General features: G+C 42.7%; 20 protein-coding genes. 7 read left to right on the forward strand and 13 right to left on the reverse strand.

Translation table 11 applies throughout. The features are described 5' to 3' along the window. Nucleotides 1-50: 50 nt before the first annotated feature. From KSX81_RS05245 to hydF, 4 genes are all read left to right on the forward strand, one after another. Nucleotides 51-1,520 (forward strand): 4Fe-4S dicluster domain-containing protein, encoded by a 1,470-nt coding sequence (locus KSX81_RS05245; protein WP_004301073.1) that lies wholly within the window; start codon nt 51-53, stop codon nt 1,518-1,520. Then, nucleotides 1,501-2,553, forward strand: a complete 1,053-nt coding sequence (gene hydE / locus KSX81_RS05250; protein WP_008774834.1) for a [FeFe] hydrogenase H-cluster radical SAM maturase HydE — start codon at nt 1,501-1,503, stop codon at nt 2,551-2,553. The genes KSX81_RS05245 and hydE overlap by 20 nt, the downstream gene beginning before the upstream one ends. After that, nucleotides 2,550-3,971, forward strand: coding sequence for a [FeFe] hydrogenase H-cluster radical SAM maturase HydG (gene hydG / locus KSX81_RS05255; RefSeq protein ID WP_217725986.1), 1,422 nt, complete (start codon nt 2,550-2,552; stop codon nt 3,969-3,971). Before hydE ends, hydG begins: the two co-directional genes overlap by 4 nt. Before the next feature lie 76 nt (nt 3,972-4,047). Then, entirely contained in the window at nt 4,048-5,238 is a 1,191-nt protein-coding gene (hydF, locus tag KSX81_RS05260) for a [FeFe] hydrogenase H-cluster maturation GTPase HydF (protein ID WP_004301079.1), read from the forward strand. A 172-nt stretch (nt 5,239-5,410) separates the two neighbouring features. On the opposite strand, the gene KSX81_RS05265 is transcribed toward hydF, so the two are convergent. The 10 genes from KSX81_RS05265 to KSX81_RS05310 all read right to left on the reverse strand — a co-directional run bounded on the left by KSX81_RS05265 (nt 5,411) and on the right by KSX81_RS05310 (nt 16,561). Beyond that, nucleotides 5,411-6,682, reverse strand: coding sequence for an agmatine deiminase family protein (locus KSX81_RS05265; RefSeq protein ID WP_004301081.1), 1,272 nt, complete (start codon nt 6,680-6,682; stop codon nt 5,411-5,413). 87 nt (nt 6,683-6,769) lie between these two features. Beyond that, entirely contained in the window at nt 6,770-7,537 is a 768-nt protein-coding gene (locus tag KSX81_RS05270) for a leucine-rich repeat domain-containing protein (RefSeq protein ID WP_217725987.1), read from the reverse strand. A gap of 93 nt (nt 7,538-7,630) precedes the next feature. Then, on the reverse strand, nt 7,631-8,995 hold the full coding sequence (gene hisS, locus KSX81_RS05275; RefSeq protein ID WP_004301086.1) for a histidine--tRNA ligase: 1,365 nt from the start codon (nt 8,993-8,995) through the stop codon (nt 7,631-7,633). 240 nt (nt 8,996-9,235) lie between these two features. Then, on the reverse strand, nt 9,236-9,916 hold the full coding sequence (locus KSX81_RS05280; RefSeq protein ID WP_004301089.1) for a zinc metallopeptidase: 681 nt from the start codon (nt 9,914-9,916) through the stop codon (nt 9,236-9,238). A 120-nt stretch (nt 9,917-10,036) separates the two neighbouring features. Beyond that, on the reverse strand, nt 10,037-11,335 hold the full coding sequence (locus tag KSX81_RS05285) for an alpha-L-fucosidase (RefSeq protein WP_004301091.1): 1,299 nt from the start codon (nt 11,333-11,335) through the stop codon (nt 10,037-10,039). Between the two features lie 109 nt (nt 11,336-11,444). After that, nucleotides 11,445-12,716 carry an adenylosuccinate synthase gene (locus tag KSX81_RS05290; RefSeq protein ID WP_004301093.1) on the reverse strand — a complete coding sequence of 424 codons (1,272 nt, stop codon included), beginning with the start codon at nt 12,714-12,716 and terminating at the stop codon, nt 11,445-11,447. Then, complete coding sequence (locus KSX81_RS05295) at nt 12,713-13,201, reverse strand: Fur family transcriptional regulator (protein WP_004307184.1); 489 nt, start codon at nt 13,199-13,201, stop codon at nt 12,713-12,715. The genes KSX81_RS05290 and KSX81_RS05295 overlap by 4 nt, the downstream gene beginning before the upstream one ends. Before the next feature lie 82 nt (nt 13,202-13,283). After that, the gene (locus KSX81_RS05300; protein WP_004301097.1) at nt 13,284-13,946 is read right to left on the reverse strand and encodes a DNA alkylation repair protein; all 663 of its coding nucleotides are present in this window, start codon (nt 13,944-13,946) and stop codon (nt 13,284-13,286) included. Nucleotides 13,947-13,952: 6 nt separating this feature from the next. Continuing rightward, entirely contained in the window at nt 13,953-16,001 is a 2,049-nt protein-coding gene (locus tag KSX81_RS05305) for a dipeptidyl-peptidase 3 family protein (RefSeq protein ID WP_004301099.1), read from the reverse strand. A 95-nt stretch (nt 16,002-16,096) separates the two neighbouring features. After that, nucleotides 16,097-16,561 carry a helix-turn-helix domain-containing protein gene (locus tag KSX81_RS05310; RefSeq protein ID WP_004301101.1) on the reverse strand — a complete coding sequence of 155 codons (465 nt, stop codon included), beginning with the start codon at nt 16,559-16,561 and terminating at the stop codon, nt 16,097-16,099. A 268-nt stretch (nt 16,562-16,829) separates the two neighbouring features. Here KSX81_RS05310 and recQ point away from each other — a divergent pair, with 268 nt between their 5' ends. Further along, the gene (gene recQ / locus KSX81_RS05315; RefSeq protein WP_044918788.1) at nt 16,830-18,638 is read left to right on the forward strand and encodes a DNA helicase RecQ; all 1,809 of its coding nucleotides are present in this window, start codon (nt 16,830-16,832) and stop codon (nt 18,636-18,638) included. Between the two features lie 7 nt (nt 18,639-18,645). Here recQ and KSX81_RS05320 read toward each other — a convergent pair whose 3' ends face one another. After that, nucleotides 18,646-19,464, reverse strand: a complete 819-nt coding sequence (locus KSX81_RS05320; protein ID WP_217725988.1) for a tetratricopeptide repeat protein — start codon at nt 19,462-19,464, stop codon at nt 18,646-18,648. A 27-nt stretch (nt 19,465-19,491) separates the two neighbouring features. Further along, entirely contained in the window at nt 19,492-20,442 is a 951-nt protein-coding gene (cysK, locus tag KSX81_RS05325; protein ID WP_195355926.1) for a cysteine synthase A, read from the reverse strand. Nucleotides 20,443-20,573: 131 nt separating this feature from the next. Between cysK and KSX81_RS05330 the strand changes: the two genes are divergently transcribed. Beyond that, nucleotides 20,574-22,409 carry an LTA synthase family protein gene (locus KSX81_RS05330; protein ID WP_217725989.1) on the forward strand — a complete coding sequence of 612 codons (1,836 nt, stop codon included), beginning with the start codon at nt 20,574-20,576 and terminating at the stop codon, nt 22,407-22,409. A gap of 96 nt (nt 22,410-22,505) precedes the next feature. Beyond that, nucleotides 22,506-23,195, forward strand: a complete 690-nt coding sequence (locus tag KSX81_RS05335; RefSeq protein WP_004301114.1) for a phosphatase PAP2 family protein — start codon at nt 22,506-22,508, stop codon at nt 23,193-23,195. Nucleotides 23,196-23,276: 81 nt separating this feature from the next. Here KSX81_RS05335 and leuB read toward each other — a convergent pair whose 3' ends face one another. Further along, nucleotides 23,277-24,338 (reverse strand): 3-isopropylmalate dehydrogenase, encoded by a 1,062-nt coding sequence (gene leuB / locus KSX81_RS05340; RefSeq protein WP_004301116.1) that lies wholly within the window; start codon nt 24,336-24,338, stop codon nt 23,277-23,279. Nucleotide 24,339 lies beyond the last annotated feature (1 nt).

The raw sequence follows: 24,339 nt of genomic DNA on the forward strand, positions 1-24,339 counted from the left end.
ATTCTGTTCGTATCTTTGCACCAACTAACTAACAACCTCTTTATTACAATATGGCATTTACGAATAATATTATGATTGTCCGGCATAAACTGCTGGCAGACCTTGTTAGACTCTGGAAAAACGACGAATTAGTGGAAAAGATAGACCGACTTCCGATTGAGTTGAGTCCACGAAAATCGAAACCCCTAGGACGGTGTTGCGTACATAAAGAACGCGCAGTGTGGAGATACAAGACTTTTCCCCTGATGGGACTGGACATGACAGACGAACACGACGAAGTTACCCCACTTTCCGAATATGCACGATTGGCATTGAGTCGTCCCGAACCAGACAAGGAAAATATCATGTGCGTCATCGACGAGGCCTGTTCTTCCTGTGTACAGATCAATTATGAAATAACCAACCTTTGTCGCGGATGCGTGGCACGTAGTTGTTACATGAACTGCCCTAAAGATGCGATACGTTTCAAGAAAAACGGTCAGGCAATGATTGACCATGACACATGTGTCAGTTGCGGTATTTGTCACAAGAGTTGTCCTTATCACGCTATTGTATACATTCCCGTACCTTGTGAAGAGTCTTGTCCGGTAAAAGCTATCAGCAAAGATGAACACGGCATAGAGCACATTGATGAAAGCAAGTGTATCTACTGTGGAAAATGCATGAATGCTTGTCCGTTCGGGGCTATCTTCGAAATCTCGCAAACATTCGATGTATTGCAGCGCATCCGTAAAGGGGAAAAGATGGTCGCCATCATCGCCCCGTCTATTTTGGGACAGTTTAAAACTTCTATCGGACAAGTGTACGGTGCTTTCAAGGAAATTGGATTTACCGATGTGATCGAAGTGGCCGAAGGTGCCATGTCAACCACTAGCAATGAAGCCCACGAATTGTTGGAGAAGCTGGAAGAGGGACAGAAGTTTATGACTACTTCCTGTTGTCCTTCTTATATCGAATTGGTAGAGAAACATATTCCGGATATGAAACCTTATGTTTCTACCACCGGATCACCAATGTACTACGCTGCACGGATTGCCAAAGAGAAGCATCCGGATGCTAAGATTGTATTTGTCGGTCCTTGTGTGGCAAAACGAAAAGAAGTACGCCGCGATGAAGCCGTGGATTATATCCTGACGTTCGAAGAAATCGGTTCGATTCTCGACGGGTTGGGTATTCAGCTGGAACAAATGCAGGAGTTCTCCGTATTGCATACTTCCGTTCGCGAAGCACACGGATTTGCACAGGCAGGTGGTGTGATGGGAGCTGTCAAAGCTTATTTGAAAGAAGAAGCGGAGAAAATTAATGCGATACAAGTGTCGGACATCAATAAAAAGAATATCGCTCTGCTGCGTGCCTGCGCCAAAACAGGAAAGGCTGCCGGACAATTTATTGAAGTGATGGCATGCGAAGGAGGATGTATCACCGGACCGAGTACGCATAACGACATTGTTTCGGGACGTCGCCAACTGGCACAAGAGCTGCTCAAACGGAAAGAGAGCTATGAAACAATGGATCGATAAACTACGACAGGAAAGAACACTGACACCGGAAGAGTTCCGGCAACTGTTGACCGGATGTGACGCAGAAATTCTGCGTTACATCAATAAACAGGCGCAGGAAGTCGCACTCCTCCACTTCGGAAATAAGATTTATATCCGCGGACTGATTGAAATCAGTAACTGCTGCCGGAACAACTGTTATTACTGTGGTATCCGAAAAGGGAATCCGAATATCGAACGTTACCGGTTAAGCCGAGAGAGTATACTGAACTGTTGCAAACAGGGCTATGAACTGGGATTCCGCACCTTTGTATTACAAGGAGGAGAAGATTCTGCACTAACAAACGATCAGATAGAAATGACTGTTGCCCGTATCAGACAGGAGTATCCGGATTGTGCTATTACGCTGTCACTCGGTGAAAAATCACGTGAGGCATACGAACGTTTCTTCCGTGCCGGAGCCAACCGTTATCTGTTACGTCACGAAACTTATAATGAGTTGCATTACCGGCAACTGCATCCAGCGGAAATGTCCGGCAAACGACGCCTGCAATGTTTAGCGGATTTGAAAGAGATCGGTTATCAGACAGGAACCGGAATTATGGTCGGCAGTCCGGGACAAACAGTAGAGCATATCATTGAGGATCTATTGTTTATAGAAAAGCTACGCCCGGAAATGATTGGCATCGGGCCTTTCCTGCCCCATCATGATACACCTTTTGCCGAATATCCCAGCGGAACGGCGGAACAGACGATTCTTCTATTATCCATTTTCCGCCTGATGCATCCGTCCGCATTGATTCCGGCAACAACAGCTCTTGCCACTCTCATTCCTGATGGCAGGGAACGGGGTATTTTAGCAGGTGCGAATGTGGTTATGCCTAACTTGTCTCCTCGAGAGGAACGGAGAAAATATGAATTATATAATGACAAAGCTTCACTCGGAGCGGAATCTGCCGAAGGGCTGGCTGCCTTACAAAAGCAATTGAAGACCATCGGATACGAGATTTCTACCGAAAGAGGCGACTTTAAGTACACTACAGAGAATATATGATATACCAAAAAGAGTCATCAAAAGCAGAAGAGTTTATCCATCATGAGGAGATTCTGGATACGCTGGAATATGCGCAGAACAATAAGGATAACCGTGTCCTGATTGAACAACTGATTGAAAAAGCGGCTTTGTGCAAGGGACTGACGCACCGGGAAGCGGCTATTCTGCTGGAATGTAACCAACCTGACCTGATAGAACGTATCTTTCATCTCGCCAAAGAAATCAAACAGAAGTTTTATGGCAACCGTATCGTCATGTTCGCACCGCTTTATTTGTCGAACTATTGCGTAAATGGTTGCGTATATTGTCCGTATCATGCTAAAAACAAGACGATTGCACGTAAGAAACTGACGCAGGAGGAAATTCGCAGGGAAGTGATTGCTTTGCAGGACATGGGACATAAGCGGCTGGCTCTTGAAGCCGGTGAGCATCCGTCACTGAACCCAATAGAATACATCCTTGAATCTATTCAGACAATTTATAGCATTAGGCATAAAAACGGAGCGATCCGCCGGGTAAACGTAAATATCGCAGCTACTACAGTAGAAAATTATCGTCGATTAAAAGAAGCGGGTATCGGTACGTATATCTTATTCCAGGAGACTTATCACAAGGACAACTACGAAGCACTTCATCCCACCGGTCCGAAAAGCAATTATGCCTATCACACCGAAGCGATGGACCGTGCCATGGAAGGGGGAATCGATGATGTAGGTATTGGTGTGCTTTTCGGTTTGAATACTTATCGGTATGATTTTATCGGATTGTTAATGCATGCCGAACATCTGGAAGCCAAATTCGGTGTAGGTCCCCATACAATCAGTGTGCCGCGTATCTGTTCGGCGGATGACATTAATGCCGGAGATTTTCCGAATTCAATTTCCGATGAGATATTCAGTAAGATTGTAGCTGTTATCCGAATTGCCGTTCCTTATACTGGAATGATTATTTCCACACGTGAATCACAAGAATCACGCAAGAAGGTACTCGAATTGGGTATCTCACAAATCAGCGGCGGCTCACGTACCAGTGTAGGCGGATATGCTGAAACGGAATTACCCGATCATAATTCCGCGCAATTTGACGTAAGCGATACCCGGACATTAGACGAAGTGGTCAACTGGTTGCTCGAACTCGGATATATCCCCAGCTTCTGTACTGCCTGTTACCAGGAAGGACGGACAGGCGACCGTTTCATGTCATTAGTGAAATCCGGTCAGATAGCCAACTGTTGCGGCCCCAATGCCCTGATGACTCTGAAAGAGTATCTGGAAGATTATGCTTCCGAAGATACCCGTCAGAAAGGATTGAAATTGATTCTAAAAGAAACAGACCGAATCCCCAACCCCAAAATCAGGGAAATAGCTATCCGAAACCTCAAAGCCATAGCCGCAGGGCAAAGAGATTTTAGATTTTAAATCATACGCCAATGTGCTAATATGTCGATGTGCCAATTGGCTGTACATGAATTAACAGATTGATAAATTAGTAATTATGAGCTTAACAGATACTCCAAATGCAAGCAGACTTCATATAGCCCTTTTCGGTAGACGGAACAGTGGTAAATCTTCTCTTATCAATGCATTGACAGGACAGGATACCGCCCTCGTTTCAGATACTCCGGGAACGACTACCGACCTTGTATCCAAAGCTATGGAAATTCAAGGTATTGGTCCGTGTTTGTTTATAGATACTCCGGGGTTCGATGATGAGGGAGAACTTGGAGAGCTGCGTATCAGCCGGACTTTAAAGGCTATTGAGAAAACAGATATTGCATTGCTGCTATGTGGAGATACTACCTTTTCTCATGAAAAAGAGATGCTGACACTATTGAAAGAGAAGAATATCCCTGTCATTCCGGTATTGAATAAAATAGATATACGAGAGAACAGTGATAGCTTAGCCACATACATTGAGGAAGAATATAAAATACGCCCATTACTTATCAGCGCCAAAGAAAAGACAGGAATTGAACAGATCCGGCAAGCCATTCTCGAAAAGCTGCCCTCGGACTTCGGTCAACAGAGTATCACCGGGGAACTTGTGACAGAAAACGACCTTGTACTTCTGGTTATGCCGCAGGATATTCAAGCTCCAAAAGGCAGACTGATTTTACCACAAGTGCAGACTATCCGTGAATTGTTGGACAAGAAATGTCTCGTAGTGACTTGTACTACTGACAAGTTTCCGGCAACCCTGCAAGCTCTTGCCCGTCTTCCAAAATTAATCATCACCGATTCACAGGTCTTCAAAACGATTTATGAACAGAAGCCAGAGGAAAGTGAACTAACCTCTTTCTCTGTGCTTTTCGCAGGATATAAGGGGGATATTCACTATTATGTAGAAAGTGCAACTGCGATTGAAAGGCTGACGGAATCGTCACGTGTACTAATAGCGGAAGCTTGTACACACGCTCCCCTTTCAGAAGATATAGGAAGAGTGAAACTCCCCCGTTTGTTACGGAAACGAATTGGAGAGAATCTGCAAATTGATATGGTAGCCGGAACTGACTTTCCACAGGATCTGACTCCTTACTCTTTGGTAATCCATTGCGGAGCATGTATGTTCAATCGTAAATACGTACTTAGCCGCATCGAACGTGCTCGGGAGCAACACATTCCTATGACGAATTATGGAGTAGCGATTGCTTTCCTCAATGGAATACTAGATCAAATAAAATATTAAAATGAGACTATAATCTTCTAGTGTCATATCGTAGACCAATGATTAAGATACTCAGGATCTTGTCATTTATTTCTTTAGAAATAAGTAAACTATTACAAAATCCGAGAAGATATTCTCTGCTCAAAATTATTCAATCAGGATTAAGGTGTCGAAAGCGACCTACCCATCTTTATCATTGAAAACTATTCAACGTCCATGTAGTGCAATTGAGAAGACCACCTTCCAAAGCTACCTCATTGTAGTCAATTGTTTCAACTATTTTATCAGGAAAGATTTCTTTGATTTTCACAACAGCTTCGGCATCCTTATTTCCGGGAACACCGAACACGGGAACTACAATCAGATTCTCAACTTCAAGGTAATTGACATATATCCCAATTGCATGTTCGGGATGTGCTTTATCTTTGTAGCCATAAAAAAATGGCACATCAATATATTGTAGGTGATAAGTGCTGATTACTTTATCCATCTTCTCGCGCCAATACTTGAATTCTTCAGCACGGTCATTACCGAGAATTGTATCGCAGTTGACGAAGCGAACCATACCATCTGCATGACCTGTGAAATCGTCTTTCTGCGCTGGAATAATTATTATCTCGGCTTCAAGTAGGCGGCTAAGTTCGGCTTTCAAATCTTCCTCTTTTCTACCAGGATTTTCACTAAACACACGATCAGAGATGATAGCACGGTTGCCACAAATAAGGACATTTCCACCATCAAGATTGATGTCTGAGAAAGTCGGTTTAATACCATTTGCTTTACATACTTCACATACATTAGAACGTGATGCCTCGTATTTTTCATTGTTCTTCAAATATGAAGGGTCATATTTGAACTGAATAAGTTTGCCACTTGCCGTCTGTACCGGCATATAATCACGACACCATATATCGCGTGTTGCTTTGAGTAAAGCATACCCGACATTATGCTTATCCAAAATATCCGTCAGCCTTTTATACGTTTCAGGATATTTTTCCTGAAACAATGCAGATAAGTAGACAATCTGTCGTTTACCGTTCGTGATAGGTTGTTCCACCAACAATTGGGTCATTGATTGCGCAGGTTTATTTATATTTTCAATGTGCTGTTCATTCCATTTCGCACGAAATGAGGGAACGTCATACGTCAACATCCGTTTACACAGTTCCACAGTCGGTTCAATGTTATTTTTCAAACATATATCTTGAAATATAACCTCTTTCGATCTGCCACTGACGGAGAAATTCCTGATATAGCCGATTGACAATCCTTTCCCACTTAAATAGAGGTTTCTGCTGATTTTTTGAAGGATTGCCTGCTGACCTTTTACAGATGTATTTTTAGCAACAAGCTCGGTCATCAACGTTGACAGACTTTTCTTCTTACACCTTTGATAACCTGCATACACTAAACCGCCAATGGCAATAAGGCTAGCTGTAATGCTAAGAATTGATTCCACACTCATAGTTTTATAGTGAACGCATTGAGACTCCACCGTCCTATATGGCAGTTTTCCCTAAGAAATTGTCTCTTATTCACGAATATATAATTACTATTTAATCCACTTAAATTTTGTAGTATCTTCAAAATCGTACCTATACTGTTCCAGCCTTTTAGGCAATTCTACCTTTTTGAGATTTATACATCCTTGAAAGGCATTTGCCCCAATTTTCCTTAAAGACAAAGGAAAATTTATATTACTTAATGAGGTACATCCTCTAAAACTTCGTTTCCCAATTTCCTCTACTAAATACGGTAAATCAATTGATACAAGTGATGTGCATGATTCAAACGCTTCTTCTCCAATAAACTTTACTGAATCTAATAACTTCACCTCGGTCAAGGACGAACATCCATAAAATGTTTTTTCAGGAACTATGACACTCCCATATATAACTTTCTTTAGACCGCTACAATTATAAAAAGTACATCGCCCAATCATCTTTACGGAATCAGGTATGTTGATAATTTCAAGTTTGGAACAATTTTCAAAAGCAAATTCTCCAATCTCTCGAACTGTCGATGGTATTTTTATTTCAGTAACTTTTCTACACCCTTGAAATGCAGCATATCCAATGCTAACAACGTCATATTTATTATCCTTATAAGTAACGACAGGAGGAATATTCACCACAAGAGGCAGACTTGAATTTCGGTCTCCAGGTTCGAGATTTAAAAATTCTCGAAGCCCAGACACTTCAACCGTACCATGTTCTTTTGTGAAATTATATGTAATTTCATCAATTACAAAATCGTATGCTTCCACTTTAAAAATAGGCAGGATGAGCAATAAAGCGATTATACTTATAATTTTATTCATGTACTTAGATTTTTATAATGGTTCGTTATAAAATTATATACTGATTTTTCTACTCTGTAAGTAGCCATGAAAAACAATTTCTAATATCTCTGCTTATTTCTTCACAACAGCAATCAGTTCTTCTGCCGAAACAAGATTTTGTTCTCCTGTCTCCATATTCTTCAACATGGCTTTGCCTTCGTTCATTTCATTCTCACCGACAATAGCTACAAACGGAATATTCTTTGTATTGGCATAGCTCATCTGTTTCTTCATCTTGGCTGCATCCGGGAAAATCTCGGCACGGATACCGGCAGCACGCACTTTCGACAGAATTCCCATAGAGAATGCAGCTTCCTTTTCGCCGAAGTTGATGAATAGAAGTTCTGTTCCATTTACAGCTTCTTTCGGATAAAGTTCAAGTTGGTTCAATACATCGAAGATACGGTCTGCACCAAAAGAGATACCCACTCCCGACACTCCTGCCATACCAAATACTCCGGTCAGATTATCATAGCGACCACCACCTGTGATACTACCAATCTGCACATCCAACGCTTTCACTTCAAAGATAGCACCTGTATAGTAATTCAGTCCGCGAGCCAATGTCAGGTCAAGCTCGATTTCATTCTTCAAGCCCATTGTTTCCAATGTATTCAGGATAAATTCGCTTTCTTCCACTCCTTTCAATCCTACTTCACTGGCCGATAATACATTTTTCAATGTTGCCAACTTTTCCGCATTCGTACCGCTAAGGAGAATAATCGGCTGCAACTTGGCAATAGCCTCATCACTGATTCCCTTCTCTTTCAGTTCGGCATTTACATTATCCAAACCTATTTTATCCAGTTTATCAATCGCTACAGTAATATCGACGATTTTATCCGATTCACCTATAATTTCAGCGATACCGGAAAGAATCTTACGGTTGTTTATCTTAATACATACACGAATATTAAAACGACTGAAAACAGTATCGACAATCTGCATCAATTCCACTTCGTTCAGTAATGAATCGCTTCCTACAACGTCAGCATCACATTGATAAAATTCGCGATAACGTCCTTTTTGCGGACGGTCAGCACGCCATACCGGTTGAATCTGATAGCGCTTGAACGGGAAAGTGATCTCATCACGATGCATCACGACGTAGCGAGCAAAAGGTACTGTCAAGTCATAACGCAAACCTTTCTCACAAAATTTGCTTGCCAGTTTGACAGCATTACGGCTTAACAATTCTTCGTCAGTAATCCCGGAAAAGTAATCTCCTGAATTTTGAATCTTAAAGAGTAGTTTATCCCCTTCATCGCCGTACTTTCCCATCAGTGTAGAAAGCATCTCCATAGACGGAGTCTCTATCTGTTGGAAACCATACAAATGATATACGTCACGAATCGTATTGAATATATAATTACGCTTCGCCATTTCTACCGGCGAAAAGTCACGAGTTCCTTTAGGAATACTTGGTTTTGCTGCCATAATATTACTGTTTATAATTTTAATGGCGCAAATTTACTGCAAATTTCCGAGCAATGCTTACATATATTTGAAAAAATCACCCGTATTGTGTCCATCCCCTATTAATATCGTAAAGAAACACTCAAACAAGTCCTCCAAACTATATAAAAAATCCTCCATAGTCTTTGGAAAGACTGCGGAGGATCCCTTTTTATTCTATAGAAGGAAGCTGGCAAAACTGCCTTTTCCCTTTTTCATTTCTTAGTCTCTTCTACCCATGAAGATCATGATGTAGTAAACCAATGTTGCTAATGAACCTAATGCAGCAACTACATACGTATAAGCAGCTGAACGAAGAGCGTCTTCTGCCTGCGCATGATTGTACGAATTAGTAATGCCGGATGAACTCAACCATACCAATGCACGTTTACTTGCATTGATTTCCACCGGCAGCGTGATAAAGCTGAACAATGTAGTCATAGCGAACAAGATAATACCTGCCAGCAATAACTGCGGAAAAGAGTTTATCAGCAAGATACCACCCAACAATACCCACGTCATAATGGAAGAAGCAAAGTTCACAACCGGAACCAGCGCACTACGCATCTTCAACGGAGCGTACATACGTGCATGCTGCACAGCGTGTCCACATTCATGGGCCGCTACGGCAGCCGCCATAATGCTGTTACTTTCATACACCCCTTCACTCAAATTCACAGTTTTGTTAGTAGGATTGTAGTGGTCGGTCAACCGTCCCGGCGTATGTGTAACCTGCACATCATAAATTCCATTGTCATGCAACATCTTCAAAGCAACATCGCGTCCTGTCATTCCGTTTCCTGTAGGAATCTTAGAGTACTTCTTGAATTTGTTTTGCAAATTCATCTGTACCAACCAACTGACAACAGCGATTCCTATAAATAATACCCAATAAGACATCATATACTTTTCAATTTTAATTATTACTCTATATATCTATAAACAAATTGTTTGCCAAAAATAAGGGGAAACGTTCAATGTCAGAATAGTTTCCCCTTGCTTTTATGAAGAATTAGCTAAAAATTAGTCAATTGTCAGTTCTACTACATAGTCAATATCTTTCGGAACCTCGGCGAATTCGAGCAAAACACCAGCTTTCGTCTTTGTGAAACGAACCGGAGACTGATCTTTAAACAAGACTGCTTTCTTAACCTTCTTGCCTGTCAATGGCAGGAACAAAGCTGCATCTTTCAGGTCGAGGATATGTACATAGAGTTTATTTCCTTTTTGTGTGGTCACTCCCCAATCATGCGGAGCAACTATGCCGCTTCGTGTTCCATAGATCGTTTCGCCATATTGTTTCATCCACTCTCCCATCTCTGCCAAGCGTTGCACAGCTACCGCAGGAAGTTCCCCATCAGGTTGAGGGCCGATATTCATCAAAAGATTGGCATTCTTACCGGCTGCCTTCACCAGATAGTGAATCAATGTCTTTGTAGATTTATAATTCTGGTCGGTAATCTTATATCCCCACATACCATTCATTGTTTCGCAAGTTTCCAACGGCAGGCGACTCACCTCCTGTCCAGAAAGTCCCGAAGCATTCTCACCCGGCAGATCGCGTTCGAAAATCTGAATATCTTCTCCATCAAAAGGCGTCTGATGATGATTGTTACCCACCAGGCAGCCCGGTTGGAGTTTATGAATCAAAGCATACTGCTCCGGTAATTCCCAGTTAAAAGATTTAGGTTGATCCCACCATCCGTCAAACCAGATGGCACCTATCGGACCATAATTCGTCAGTAACTCCGTCAACTGGTTATTCATGAATTGATAATAGCTTTTCCAATCCCCTTTCGAGTTCGAACGTCCCGTCCCCTGTCCTGTACGTCCCCAGGGATAGTCCTCACGCGCCCAGTCAAGATGAGAATAATAAAAATGAAGCTTGATTCCCTGCTTGGCACAGGCAGCTGCCAGTTCTTTCACAATATCTCTTTTAAAAGGGGTGGCTTTGACTACGTTATAATCCGAATACTTAGTATCGAACATAGAAAAACCTTCGTGATGACGGCTAGTAAAACAGATATATTTGGCTCCCGAAGCTTTAATAGCCTCCACCCATTTATCGGCATTAAACTTGGAAGGATAAAATCCACCTGCCAGTTTGGCATACTCTTTATAATTCAGATTATTGTTTGTCATAGTCCACTCACCGGTAGCGAGCATGGCATATAGCCCCCAATGAAGAAAAATACCAAACTTATTGTCCTGAAATTCCTGCCGTGCTTTCAGATTCTCTTCGGCAGGCTGATAAGGAGACTGTGCAAATGCTCCCAAGTTCATGACGAACAACAAAAGGAAAGTAATAAAACGTGTTTTCATAAGGCGTACATTATTTTTCTGTGTGTTTAGAATAGACTACAAAGGCTTGAATAAAAAAGGCGGAGTTTTTCTTCAATCTCCGCCTTTCCTCCATATAATAAATCAATGGTTATTCTTCTGTATAACGTTCGATCGTCTGTGCTCTGTCCGGTCCTACAGAAACAATCTTGATTTCTACGCCAAGTTGTTCTTCCAGGAAAGTCAGATAAGCGTTGAACTCTTCCGGGAATTCATCTTCGCTCTGCATCTTGGTCATATCTGTCTGCCAGCCCGGAAGCTCTGCATAAACAGGTTCTACCCCTTCTGTGATGTCATACGGGAAATAATCGATTTCTTCACCATTCACTTTGTAGGCAACACAAGCTTTGATTGTTTCGAAAGTATCGAGTACATCGCTCTTCATCATAATCAATTTGGTAACCCCGTTTATCATAACGGAATACTTCAGCGCTACCAGGTCGATCCATCCACAACGACGTTTACGTCCGGTAACAGAACCGAATTCATGTCCCAAAGTACACATCTTGTCACCTGTTTCATCAAACAGTTCTGATGGGAACGGGCCTGCTCCTACACGAGTACAGTATGCTTTGAAGATACCATATACTTCACCGATACGGTTAGGCGCCACTCCCAGTCCGGTGCAGGCTCCCGCACATACGGTATTGGAAGAAGTCACGAACGGATATGAACCGAAATCAATATCAAGCATAGTACCCTGCGCTCCTTCACAAAGAACGCTCTTACCATCTTTCAACAGATTATTCACTTCATGTTCGCTATCTACAAAATGGAATTGTTTCAGGTATTCGATACCTTCCAACCATGCTTTTTCCAGTTCAGTAAGATCGTATTCATAATTCAGGCTCTTCAGAATTTGTTCGTGACGAGCTTTTGCGGCAGCATACTTCTGGTCGAAATTATGAAGAATATCACCTACACGAACACCGTTACGGCTCACTTTATCCGTATAAGTAGGGCCGATACCCTTGCCGGTAGTTCCTACTTTGGCGTCTCCTTTGGCTGCTTCATAGGCAGCATCCAGAATGCGGTGTGTCGGAAGAATCAGATGAGCTTTCTTTGAAATGTGCAAACGTTCTTTCAGCGGATGACCTGATGCTTCAAGCGCTTCTGCCTCTGCCTTAAACAATGCCGGATCAAGTACCACACCGTTACCGATGATGTTTACCTTGTTTCCTTGAAAAATACCGGAAGGAATAGAGCGGAGCACATATTTCTGTCCTTCGAACTCAAGCGTGTGACCGGCATTCGGGCCGCCCTGAAAACGAGCAACCACATCATACTTAGGTGTTAAAACGTCGACTACTTTTCCTTTACCTTCGTCGCCCCATTGTAATCCTAATAGAACATCTACTTTCATTTTTCTTTTTTATTGTTGTTATTTACTTTTTTCCGTTTGTTAGCTCTGTCGCACTTACCACATACTCCATATATATATAAGGAGTAATGCGAAAGCTGGAAGCGGCTCAATTTCGTATTTTCAATGGCATGCTGTAATTCCTCGTTCTGAAACTCGGTCACTCTACCACATTGAGTACATATCTGATGATGATGTGTCTCGCGATTATATGATTTTTCGTATTGGGAAGAAGTGCCAAACTGATGCTTAATGACCAGTCGTGCATTGATAAGGAGGATAATGGTGTTGTAGAGAGTTGCACGGCTCACCCGGAAATTCTCCTGGTCCATCATCCGTGAATAAAGCATGTCAATATCGAAATGACCGTCGATAGAATAAATAGTATCGAGTATGGCGTAGCGTTCAGGAGTCTTACGATGCCCGTTCGCCGTGAGATATTCCGTGAATATCTGCCTTACTGTATCTTTCACGTTTTGAGTTTCCATCATCAGCCAAAATTAGCGCGAACAAAGTTAAGCCTTTTTTGCGGAAAGCAAAAGAAATTCCTAGAAATAAGTAATGGGTTAATTATTCTTCAGTCTCTTCTTTCACCATGTTGTAGAGCATCTGCTCCCCTTCCAAGGTAGAATCAGCCATTCCCTCCACCAGACGGCATACTTGAAAGGCATGTTCTTCACTATGCTGCATATATTTGCGGATAACCAATAAAGCAGCGTTACGAACATGATAACTGTCGGAATGTACAGCACAGATTGCCTGATCGAGTAATTCGCCGGAGGCGCGTTCGGTCATATCCCCTTTCTTCATCAGAAGACGGGCAGCAGTCAGAAAACCGCAAGTCTGTATATACTCTTGCTCATCTGCAATCCAGTGAAAAGACTTGGCCGGAGCATACGGCAAATGCTGGAAGAGATTCATGCAAGTCAGCTCGGCTATTTCGATATTCCGGATATTTTCTACCCAAATGTCGGCTATCTCAGGATAAAACGTTTCAATCGGCTGAAGCATCCCCGCCAGAATTTTACATTCGCGAATGTCCTCTTTCCACAGAGCCTGTGCCAGGTCATGATTCTTCTCATAATTTTCGGCAATCATCTTGATACGAGGCAGTTCCACTCCGAAATTGAGTTTATAAACCAGCCCTTTCTCACGCATACTTTGGGACACAGCCCCGTTCATAGAGAGACGGAGCTGTGTCTTGATATCTTTTAATTGTTCTTTTATATCCATTTCAAATCAGTTGTTTATTGAAGGCAGCGGAGAATAATCAGTGCTGTAACGCAGCATTTGTTCTACATAACCTTCATCATAGGAAACTGTGACATCTGTAACAGTTCCGTTTTCATCTGTCACCAGTTCGTATTTCGGATTCACAAAGCCTTTGTAAGGAGCTAGATTCAGCTTCTTATAGCGTTCCAGAACTTCTGCATGCAGAGCCGGATCCACTTTTACCGCATAGTTTTCTACCAATGTACGAGCACCTTCAAAATCGCCAGTCGACTTGATGCGCTGAATTTCAGCTAATAATTCGCCGAAAAGCTGACGTACCTTCTGATAGTCATTGATAACCACATAAGTCTTTCCGTCTTTCTTCACCAGTTCCACCGCTTTATCGGCAGCTCCTTTTTCAAATACCCAACGGGCTATCAGCTGGCGATTGCGCATGTGAGCTTCTTCAACACTATTTCCCGGTTCGATACGTACCAGTTGTGTCATCAACCCGTTCATCAGATAAGTATAGTATTGAGCCTTATAAGCATCGGGAGAAGAGAGCAATCCCAGTTCCACCAGCTTCGGATCGGCTACATAATACAATCCGAATAAATCAGCACGTGCCTCTTCGATGGTAGAGCCATAAGCCTTCAATGCATCCGGATCTACGCCCGGAAGCAACTTACCGGAACCGTGTCCCAAACATTCGTGCAAGTCCGTATGCAGCTCGTCCGTTAAGTCAGAATAGGCATCAATCAGTTGTATTTCAGCATCGCTATAAACAAATTCTTCGTTGAATCCGTTTCCGTGAGCAGCTTTATTATAAGCGTCTGTTATATTTCCGATTGTTACTGACTTAGAGCCGTGATGAGCACGAATCCAGTTAGCATTCGGCAGATTGATACCGATAGCTGTTGCCGGATAAAGATCACCTGCAAGGATAGCAGCAGTAATCACTTTAGCCGATACCCCTTTCACCTTTTCTTTCTTGAAAGATTTATCAACCGGAGAATGATCTTCAAACCATTGCGCGTTACTGCTGATAATCTCCGTACGATGTGTCGATTCCAGATCTTTGAAGTTCACCAAAGATTCCCAACTCGCTTTCATCCCCAGCGGGTCGCCGTAACTTTCAGTAAATCCATTCACAAAATCTATTCGTGAATCCAAGTCTTTCACCCAAAGAATAGCATATTCATCGAAATCTTTCAGATTGCCTGTTTCATAGAATTGAATCAGCTTGGTGATAACGGCCTTTTGCGCCTCACTCTCTGCCACACCTTCCGCTTTCTTCAGCCAATAAACAATCTTCTCAATAGCCTGTGTATAGAGTCCGCCTACTTTCCAAACCTTCTCTGTCAACTTTCCGTTTTCTTTTACCAAGCGACTGTTCAGTCCGTAAGAAACCGGTGTTTCGTCTTTCGGGTCTTTCATATCACTATAAAAACGTTCTGCCTCTTTCTGCGTCACTCCATCGTAATAGTTACAAGCAGAGGTCAATACAAGATCTTCGCCATCCGCCTGGTTTACCCGCTTCGGCATAACTGCCGGATCGAAAATCACCGGGAACAGCTCGGCACAGAGTTGATCGGCAGTCTGCCCTTTCTCCAGCGGAAGCAACTTGGCATCCAGACCGAGCACGGCCTGTTTCAAGAATTCCTGTGAGAAGTTCGGCACAAATTTCTCCGTACCATAGTGATGATGAATACCATTGGAGAACCATACCCTTTTCAAGTACACCTCCATGTTTTTAAAATCAGGCGTCGTTTTATCCCCCTGATAGTTTGTATATACTGCTTCGAGCATCCTACGGATTCTCAAATTATATTTTCCATTCTGGTCAAACAGAATATCCCTTCCTTCCAGAGCAGCCTCTGTCAGGTAATAAATCAGTTCCTTCTGTTTCAGCGTCAGTTCCTCAAATCCGGGAACCTTATAACGCAATATTTGTAAATCAGCAAATTGTTCCACTGTATAATCAAATTTTTCTGCTTCAGCAGTTGTTGTTTTACTTCCTCCGCACGATGTTAAGAGCGTGGCGGCCACTGTCATTAAAATCAGATGTTTTCTCATAATGTTAGTATTGATTAATTAAAATGAGAAAAGGAATTATCTCCAAAATCTTTCATTTAGAGGTAATTCCTTTTGACTAGTTTCGGAACGCGCAATTATTTCTTATTTTCGAGATGTTTTTTGCGATATCCATTAGGAGTCTCACCTACGTTTTTGTAAAATGCAGCGTAAAAAGATTGACGATTTGCAAAGCCAACCATGGCACTAATTTCTTCCACATTTTTGTCGGCATAACGTTTGTCAGTCAATAAATGCAAAGCATCTTTTACTCTGTATTCATTCAACAGGCAAGAATAGTTCATGCCAAAGCGTGAGTTTACTACTGCAGAAAGGTAACGAGTATTCGTTTTCAATTCTTTCGCCAAGTCCTTAGCTGAATAATCAGGATCCTTGTACTTCTTCTGTACAACGATGATATTCAGGATCTTGTCATACAACTCGTCTGCCAATTCCGGTCTAATCAAAGACCTGTATGCAGCCTTTTTTTCTTTCTTTTCCCTCAAATTGTAGGGACGTTTTTTCGGAGTTTCTTCCGTTTTTTTGTTCTCTAAATCACTCATTGAATTAACTGGTTAGGGTTTGTTCATTTGTTAATTATTGCTCATTTGCAACATAACATGTTACAAATGTCTTACTTTTTTTTTAAACACACAATTATTTTGTGCATTTTTTTCTAAATAAACAATCAAAAACCTTGAAAAAGAGGGAATAGGGTTGAATAATAAGAAACTTTAACTTATTTATAATTCATATCAGAAACTGAAATCTACACATAATGAAAATTGCCAAAGAAAAATGTACCTTTGCAGCATGGATAAATCAGCATCAATGAGAGAAACTCTAAAGACATATTTCGGATACGATAGTTTCCGTCCTCTGCAAGAAGAAATCATCCGCCACATCCTAAACAAACAGGATGCATTGGTATTAATGCCTACTGGTGGGGGAAAATCAATCTGCTACCAACTCCCTGCATTGCTTTGCGAAGGTACTGCCGTTGTCGTTTCCCCACTTATCTCATTGATGAAAGATCAGGTAGAAGCATTGCTGGCAAATGGCATCGCAGCCGGGGCACTGAACAGCAGTAATGACGAAACGGAAAACGTCCAACTGCGTCGCGCATGTGTTGAAGGACGACTGAAGCTGCTTTACATTTCACCGGAAAAACTTTTAGCAGAAAAGGATTATTTGTTGCGGGATATGAACATCTCTCTGTTTGCTATTGATGAAGCGCATTGTATTTCACAATGGGGACATGACTTCCGTCCGGAATACACACAAATGGGAGTGCTTCACCAACAATTTCCGCAAATACCGATTGTCGCACTAACTGCTACTGCGGATAAAATCACGCGCGAAGACATTGTACGGCAATTACATCTCAACCATCCCCGTATCTTTATCTCATCTTTCGACCGCCCCAACATTAGCCTGACTGTGAAACGTGGTTTTCAAGCGAAAGAGAAGAACAAGGCTATCTTAGAATTTATTCACCGCCACGGGGGAGAAAGCGGGATTATTTATTGTATGAGCCGAAATAAGACAGAAACCGTCGCACAGATGTTGCAAAAGCAGGGTATTCGCTGCGGTGTCTATCATGCCGGATTATCCACCCAACACCGGGACGAAACACAGAATGATTTTATTAACGACCGCATACAGGTAGTATGTGCCACCATTGCTTTTGGAATGGGGATTGATAAATCAAATGTCCGCTGGGTCATACATTATAACCTGCCTAAAAGTATAGAAAGTTTTTATCAGGAAATAGGACGTGCCGGACGGGATGGACTGCCCAGCAGTACTGTCCTATTTTATTCACTCGGAGATCTTATATTACTCACTAAATTTGCTTCGGAAAGCAATCAGCAGAGCATCAATCTGGAAAAGCTACAACGGATGCAGCAATATGCTGAAGCCGATATTTGCCGGAGAAGAATCCTGTTAAGCTATTTCGGAGAAACAACAACGGAGGATTGCGGTAATTGCGATGTTTGTAAAAATCCTCCTCAACGATTTGACGGTACGGTCATTGTGCAAAAGGCATTAAGCGCCATCGCACGTACAGAACAACAAATCAGCACAGGATTGCTGATTGACATTCTCCGTGGAAACTATTCTGCGGAAGTAACCGGAAAAGGGTATCAGGAACTTAAAACGTTCGGTGCCGGACGCGACATTCCTCCTCGTGACTGGCAAGACTATCTGCTTCAGATGTTGCAACTCGGCTACTTTGAAATAGCCTATAACGAAAACAACCATCTTAAAATTACTGCAAGCGGAAGTGATATTCTCTTCGGGAGAGCTAAGGCAACATTAGCAGTCATCCGGCACGAAGAAGTCGCCACTCAAAAAGGAAAAAAGAAAAAAGTGGTTGTTGCAAAGGTACTTCCTTTCGGCCTGGAAGGTGGAGAAAACGAGGATTTATTCGAAGCCTTACGCGGATTGAGGAAACAACTGGCCGATCAGGAGGCACTACCCGCCTACATCGTCTTGTCAGACAAAGTATTACACCTGCTTAGTATTTCCCGTCCTACCACTATAGAAGAATTCGGAGAAATCAGCGGTATCGGAGAATACAAGAAGAAAAAATACGGAAAAGACTTCGTTAATTTGATTAGGCAGTTTGTAGAATAATCATACGTCACTTGCACTGCTTAAGCTGTTCGTGCAAATCAGCCGGAGGCACTCCCAATGAAATGGCTTTCTCAAAGTCAGCTTTGGCAAGTCCTTTCTTTTTCTGTGCCAGATAGATATTCCCACGCAGCAGATAAGCATCAGCCGAGGCAGCATCCAACCGGATCGCTTCCTCCAAATCAACCAACGCCAAATCTTCGTGTTTCATCTCACGTTCCACGTCGGCACGGGCAATATAAAGAGTCGCATCGTCAGGAGTAGCCGTAATCATCTTATTCAAAATTTCAAGAGCTTCCCGGAATTTTCCTTCTTTCTGCTCCAAAGTAGCTAATCCCAGCCGTCCGCTATAGCTCTGCGGATCAAGTTCCAATAAACGATTATAATCCATTCTCGCAGCCGGATAATCGCGGCGGAGCACATAAATATAAGCACGCATCAACAAAGCTTCCTTGTTCTGCTTATCCTCATCAAGCACCTGGCAATAATCGGTATAAGCACGGTCTGTTTTTCCCATTTCCATATAAATGGCGGCACGGTCGAGTAAAATAGGAACTGCCAAAGGAGCAAAATTCAGTGCAAAAGAATAAGACTCCAACGCTTTATCAAACTCACCCAAACGGCGCTGGACTAAACCTAAGTTAGAAAAGAGTAATGCATTCTTAGCGTTCTTCGGTTCTAACTTCAAAGCCTGAAGCAAAAGTTCCTCTGCTTTGGGAAGACTGTCTTTCTCAATACATTCAATGGCTCTCTCGGACAATTGCTGATAAGTTTGTGCAAAGGCAACAGCCGGAAAACAAAAAAGTAAAGCTATAATTATTCTTACCATGGTTCAGGTCTTTTTATAATGAATGAATTAATCCAATGGATATGCGTCAAAAGCAAACAGTTCGGTCGACAAATAACGCTCTCCCGTATCAGGTAACAACGCTACTATTTTTTTGTTCTTAAATTCCGGACGCAATGACAGCTGACGGGCAGCATACACGGCTGCTCCCGAAGAAATTCCCGCCAACAGACCTTCCGTCGCCGCTAACTCACGTCCCGCACGAATCGCTTCATCATCGGGCACCCCCATCACTTCATCTACCACAGAAACATCATAAAGTTTGGGAATAAAATTCGCTCCGATACCCTGAATACGATGCGGAGCCGCCTCTCCTCCTGCCAATACAGGAGACGATGCCGGTTCCACAGCGACAATATAAATATCCGGATTATGTTTCTTCAAAGCACGGGCTACACCGCAGACCGTTCCTCCGGTGCCCACTCCGGCCACAAAAACAGCCACTTCACCGTCTGTATCCCGCCAGATCTCTTCACCTGTCGTCCGCTCATGAACAGCCGCATTAGCCGGATTCCCAAATTGTTGTAAGATCACCGAACCGGGAATACTATCACGCAACTCCTGCGCCTTGGCAATAGAAGCTGCCATCCCTCCTAACCCGTCTGTCAATACAATCTGCGCACCCAGCGCTTTCAACAGATTCCGCCGTTCCAGGCTCATTGTTTCGGGCATGGTCAATATCAAGTGATACCCTTTAATAGTGGCTACCATTGCCAACCCGACACCTGTATTTCCACTTGTCGGCTCAATAATCGTTGCACCGGGTTTCAATGCTCCCCGAGCTTCGGCATCTTCAATCATCGAAAGAGCCACCCTGTCTTTTACACTTCCCGCTGGATTAAAAGCCTCCAGTTTGGCAATAATATTTTGTTCCAGACCGTACTTTCCGCTATAACCGGAAAGTTCCATCAAAGGGGTATTCCCCACTAAATCTGTTAGTCTCCTTGCAATCTTTATCATCTTATTACTTTATTTTTGTCACAGACACGACAAAGATATGGAAAAAAAGGTATGTTTTATATCACTTCATGAGAAAGATAAGGAAAAGTATAGTAACTTTGTATCCGTTCAATCTTTTTAAGTTTACAGATATGAAAAAGAGAATCATACAATTTCTCACGACCTATTTTTTATTTGTTCTTTTATTCGTTCTTCAGAAACCAATCTTCATGGTTTACTACCATGACTTATATACCAATGTATCTTTAGGTGACTACTTCCGCGTCATGTGGCACGGATTGCCTCTGGATTTATCTCTTGCAGGCTACCTGACCGCTATCCCCGGCTTACTGCTCATCGCCTCCGCCTGGACCAATTCATCCATACTCCGCCGCATCCGGCAAGGATACTTCGGGGTAATCGCCTTTATCATGGCCTGCATTTTTATCATCGACCTGGGATTATACGGCTTTTGGGGATTCCGTCTGGATGCCACCCCCGTTTTCTATTTCTTCTCTTCCCCCAAAGATGCTATGGCAAGCGTCAGCTTTTGGTTTGTACTATTGGGAATCTTATCTATGCTGATCTATGCAGCAATTTTATACTTTATTTTCTATTGCGTCCTTATCCGGGAGAAAAAGCCCCTGAAAATTCCTTATCGACGTCAGAATGTCTCGCTTGCACTCCTTTTGCTGACAGCGGCACTTTTCATCCCTATCCGGGGCGGATTCAGCGTATCCACCATGAATTTGAGCAAGGTATATTTCAGTCAGGACCAACGCATGAATCATGCAGCCATCAATCCGGCATTCAGCTTCATGTATTCCGCCACCCACCAGAATAATTTCGATAAGCAATATCGCTTCATGGACCCGAAAATAGCCGACGAATTATTTGCAGAGATGGTAGACAAACCTGTCGCAGCAACAGACAGCATCCCCCAATTATTGAATACACAACGTCCGAACATTATTTTTATTATCCTTGAGAGTTTCTCCACACACTTGATGGAAACTTTCGGAGGACAACCTAATGTAGCTGTCAACATGGATAAATTCGCAAAAGAAGGCGTATTATTCAGCAACTTCTACGGCAGCAGTTTCCGCACAGACCGCGGACTGGCATCCATTATCAGCGGATATCCCGGACAGCCAAGCACCAGCATCATGAAATATCCCGAAAAGACGGACAAACTTCCTTCTATCCCCCGCAGCTTGAAAAACGCAGGATATAATCTGGAATATTACTATGGTGGAGATGCCGATTTTACCAATATGCGCTCTTACCTGGTATCTTCCGGCATCGAGATGATTATTTCCGATAAAGATTTTCCTCTGTCCGAACGTACAGGAAAATGGGGAGCACAGGATCACGTCTTATTCCAACGCCTGATGAAAGACCTGAAAGAAGAAAAACAAAAAGAACCGTTCCTGAAACTTGTACAGACATCAAGCAGCCACGAACCATTCGAAGTCCCGTTCCACAGACTGGATGACAAAATCCTCAATTCTTTTGCCTATGCCGATAGTTGCGTGGGAGATTTCGTGAAACAGTATCAAGAGACACCGCTATGGAAAAATACACTGTTTGTACTCGTTCCCGATCATCAGGGTGCATATCCGTATCCAATAGAAAATCCGCTGGACGGTCAAACCATTCCACTGATTTTAATTGGAGGTGCAATAAAACAACCCTTGGTTGTAGATACTTATGCTTCACAAATAGACATCGCCGCTACCCTGCTTGCCCAATTAGGATTGCCGCATGATGAATTTACTTTCAGCAAAAATATCATGAATCCGGCGTCACCTCATTTCGCATACTTTACCCGGCCGAATTATTTCGGAATGATTACCGCCGATAATCAATTGGTATATAACCTCGATGCCAATACTGTGCAACTGGACGAAGGTACTGCCAAAGGAGCCAACCTGGAAAAAGGAAAAGCGTTCCTGCAGAAGCTCTACGACGACCTGGCGAAACGCTAGGAAATGAGTTATATTGAATATTTATAAAGTAATATAGGACAATTTTCTATTCTTTATTGTATATTTGCGACATTAAAAATAGATCAATAAAGCCTGATGATACACACCGGAATTGTCCAATATCTTTCGGAGATAGATACAAATATCTTCTTGTCTTTCAATGGTATACATTCCCCTTTCTGGGATTATTTCATGAGTTCTTTCACGGGTAAATTCATCTGGATTCCCATGTATGCCACTATATTGTATATTTTATTAAAAAACTTCCACTGGAAAGTAGTAATGTGCTACGTGGCTGCCATTGCACTGACTATCACCTTTGCCGACCAGATGTGCAGCAGCATCATTCGTCCGGTAGTAGCACGTCTGCGTCCCGCCAATCCGGAGAACCCGATTGTAGATCTAGTATATATCGTAAATGGTTACCGCGGAGGAAGCTACGGTTTCCCATCGTGCCATGCCGCCAATTCATTAGGTCTTGCCATGTTTGTCATATTCCTGTTCCGTAAACGTTGGCTAAGCATTTTCATCCTGACCTGGGCAATACTCAACTGCTACACACGTATATATCTGGGTGTACATTATCCCGGTGATTTACTCGTAGGAGGTATTATCGGAGGATTCGGCGGTTGGTTGTTCTGCACTATCGCCCACAAAGCAGCCATCTATCTGGAACCTTCCACCCGCACGAAGAGAAAAGAAATAAAACAATGGTCAGTCACTATTTATGTAGGATTACTGACTATACTCGGTATCGTTCTATACTCCACTATTAAAAGTTGGTAGAACACAACATATTTCGAACTAAAAAGTAAAAGCCTGACACCGTTATCCGATGCCAGGCTTTTACTTTTTTATCCGGGTTTATCAAGCTTTCTTGATATAATCAACAATCCACTGTCCTACTTCTTTTGTTCCGTACTTAGCACCGTCAGCCACCTGGATTTCCGGCGTACGTACATTCTCATCCAAAGAAGCATCTACGGCTTTACGAATCAATGCACCCTCTTCTTTAAGGTCGAAATACTCGAACAACATAGCTACAGAAAGAATCTGTGCCAACGGATTAGCAATATTCAATCCCTTAGCCTGCGGCCATGAACCGTGAATAGGTTCAAATACCGGAGTACTTTCACCTGTAGAAGCAGAAGGAAGCAAGCCCATAGAACCACTGATTACAGAACCCTCGTCAGTCAGAATATCACCGAAGGTATTTTCTGTTACCATCACATCGAAGAAAGCAGGTTCCTGAATCATCTTCATTGCAGCATTATCCACAAACATATAATCAGTTGTCACTTCCGGATAGTTCGGAGCCATTTCCTGTGCAATCTGACGCCACAGACGGGAAGAAGCCAACACATTTGCCTTATCTACCACAGTCAGATGTTTTCTGCGCTTCATCGCATATTCGAAAGCCATCTTCAAAATACGTTCGATTTCCGGACGAGTATAATAGTTTGTATCATACGCCTTATCATTATCCTGATACTTTTCACCGAAATACATACCTCCGGTCAGCTCACGGATACAGATAAAATCGGCATTCTCTACCAACTCCGCACGCAACGGAGATTTGTGGATCAGGCATTTGAATGTCTGTACCGGACGGATATTAGCGAAAAGACCCAGTTTCTTACGCATAGCCAGCAAGCCTTGTTCCGGACGTACCTTGGCAGTAGGATCATTGTCAAATTTCGGATCACCTACGGCAGAGAACAAAACAGCATCCGCCTCTTTACAAACCTGATAAGTTGCTTCCGGAAACGGATCGCCTACTTTATCAATCGCATCAGCTCCACAGATTGCATATTCGTAACTTACTTTGTGACCAAACTTCTCGCAAACGGCACTCATCACATCTACACCTTGCACAGAGATCTCCGGTCCGATGCCGTCGCCTGCTAATACAGCAATTTTAAAATCCATA

The organism is Bacteroides sp. MSK.18.37 (assembly GCF_019129155.2).
Taxonomy (GTDB): Bacteria; Bacteroidota; Bacteroidia; order Bacteroidales; family Bacteroidaceae; genus Bacteroides; species Bacteroides ovatus.

Excerpts from the sequence above, each read along its gene's own strand:
- hydE (WP_008774834.1), top strand. The coding sequence starts at position 1,501 with ATGAAACAATGGATCGATAAACTACGACAGGAAAGAACACTGACACCG.
- cysK (WP_195355926.1), bottom strand. The coding sequence starts at position 20,442 with ATGATAAAGATTGCAAGGAGACTAACAGATTTAGTGGGGAATACCCCT.
- KSX81_RS05285 (WP_004301091.1), bottom strand. The coding sequence starts at position 11,335 with ATGAAAACACGTTTTATTACTTTCCTTTTGTTGTTCGTCATGAACTTG.
- KSX81_RS05295 (WP_004307184.1), bottom strand. The coding sequence starts at position 13,201 with ATGGAAACTCAAAACGTGAAAGATACAGTAAGGCAGATATTCACGGAA.
- KSX81_RS05265 (WP_004301081.1), bottom strand. The coding sequence starts at position 6,682 with ATGAGTGTGGAATCAATTCTTAGCATTACAGCTAGCCTTATTGCCATT.
- hisS (WP_004301086.1), bottom strand. The coding sequence starts at position 8,995 with ATGGCAGCAAAACCAAGTATTCCTAAAGGAACTCGTGACTTTTCGCCG.
- hydF (WP_004301079.1), top strand. The coding sequence starts at position 4,048 with ATGAGCTTAACAGATACTCCAAATGCAAGCAGACTTCATATAGCCCTT.
- KSX81_RS05330 (WP_217725989.1), top strand. The coding sequence starts at position 20,574 with ATGAAAAAGAGAATCATACAATTTCTCACGACCTATTTTTTATTTGTT.
- hydG (WP_217725986.1), top strand. The coding sequence starts at position 2,550 with ATGATATACCAAAAAGAGTCATCAAAAGCAGAAGAGTTTATCCATCAT.
- KSX81_RS05310 (WP_004301101.1), bottom strand. The coding sequence starts at position 16,561 with ATGAGTGATTTAGAGAACAAAAAAACGGAAGAAACTCCGAAAAAACGT.
- KSX81_RS05300 (WP_004301097.1), bottom strand. The coding sequence starts at position 13,946 with ATGGATATAAAAGAACAATTAAAAGATATCAAGACACAGCTCCGTCTC.
- KSX81_RS05280 (WP_004301089.1), bottom strand. The coding sequence starts at position 9,916 with ATGATGTCTTATTGGGTATTATTTATAGGAATCGCTGTTGTCAGTTGG.
- KSX81_RS05245 (WP_004301073.1), top strand. The coding sequence starts at position 51 with ATGGCATTTACGAATAATATTATGATTGTCCGGCATAAACTGCTGGCA.
- leuB (WP_004301116.1), bottom strand. The coding sequence starts at position 24,338 with ATGGATTTTAAAATTGCTGTATTAGCAGGCGACGGCATCGGACCGGAG.
- KSX81_RS05290 (WP_004301093.1), bottom strand. The coding sequence starts at position 12,716 with ATGAAAGTAGATGTTCTATTAGGATTACAATGGGGCGACGAAGGTAAA.
- recQ (WP_044918788.1), top strand. The coding sequence starts at position 16,830 with ATGAGAGAAACTCTAAAGACATATTTCGGATACGATAGTTTCCGTCCT.
- KSX81_RS05270 (WP_217725987.1), bottom strand. The coding sequence starts at position 7,537 with ATGAATAAAATTATAAGTATAATCGCTTTATTGCTCATCCTGCCTATT.
- KSX81_RS05320 (WP_217725988.1), bottom strand. The coding sequence starts at position 19,464 with ATGGTAAGAATAATTATAGCTTTACTTTTTTGTTTTCCGGCTGTTGCC.
- KSX81_RS05305 (WP_004301099.1), bottom strand. The coding sequence starts at position 16,001 with ATGAGAAAACATCTGATTTTAATGACAGTGGCCGCCACGCTCTTAACA.
- KSX81_RS05335 (WP_004301114.1), top strand. The coding sequence starts at position 22,506 with ATGATACACACCGGAATTGTCCAATATCTTTCGGAGATAGATACAAAT.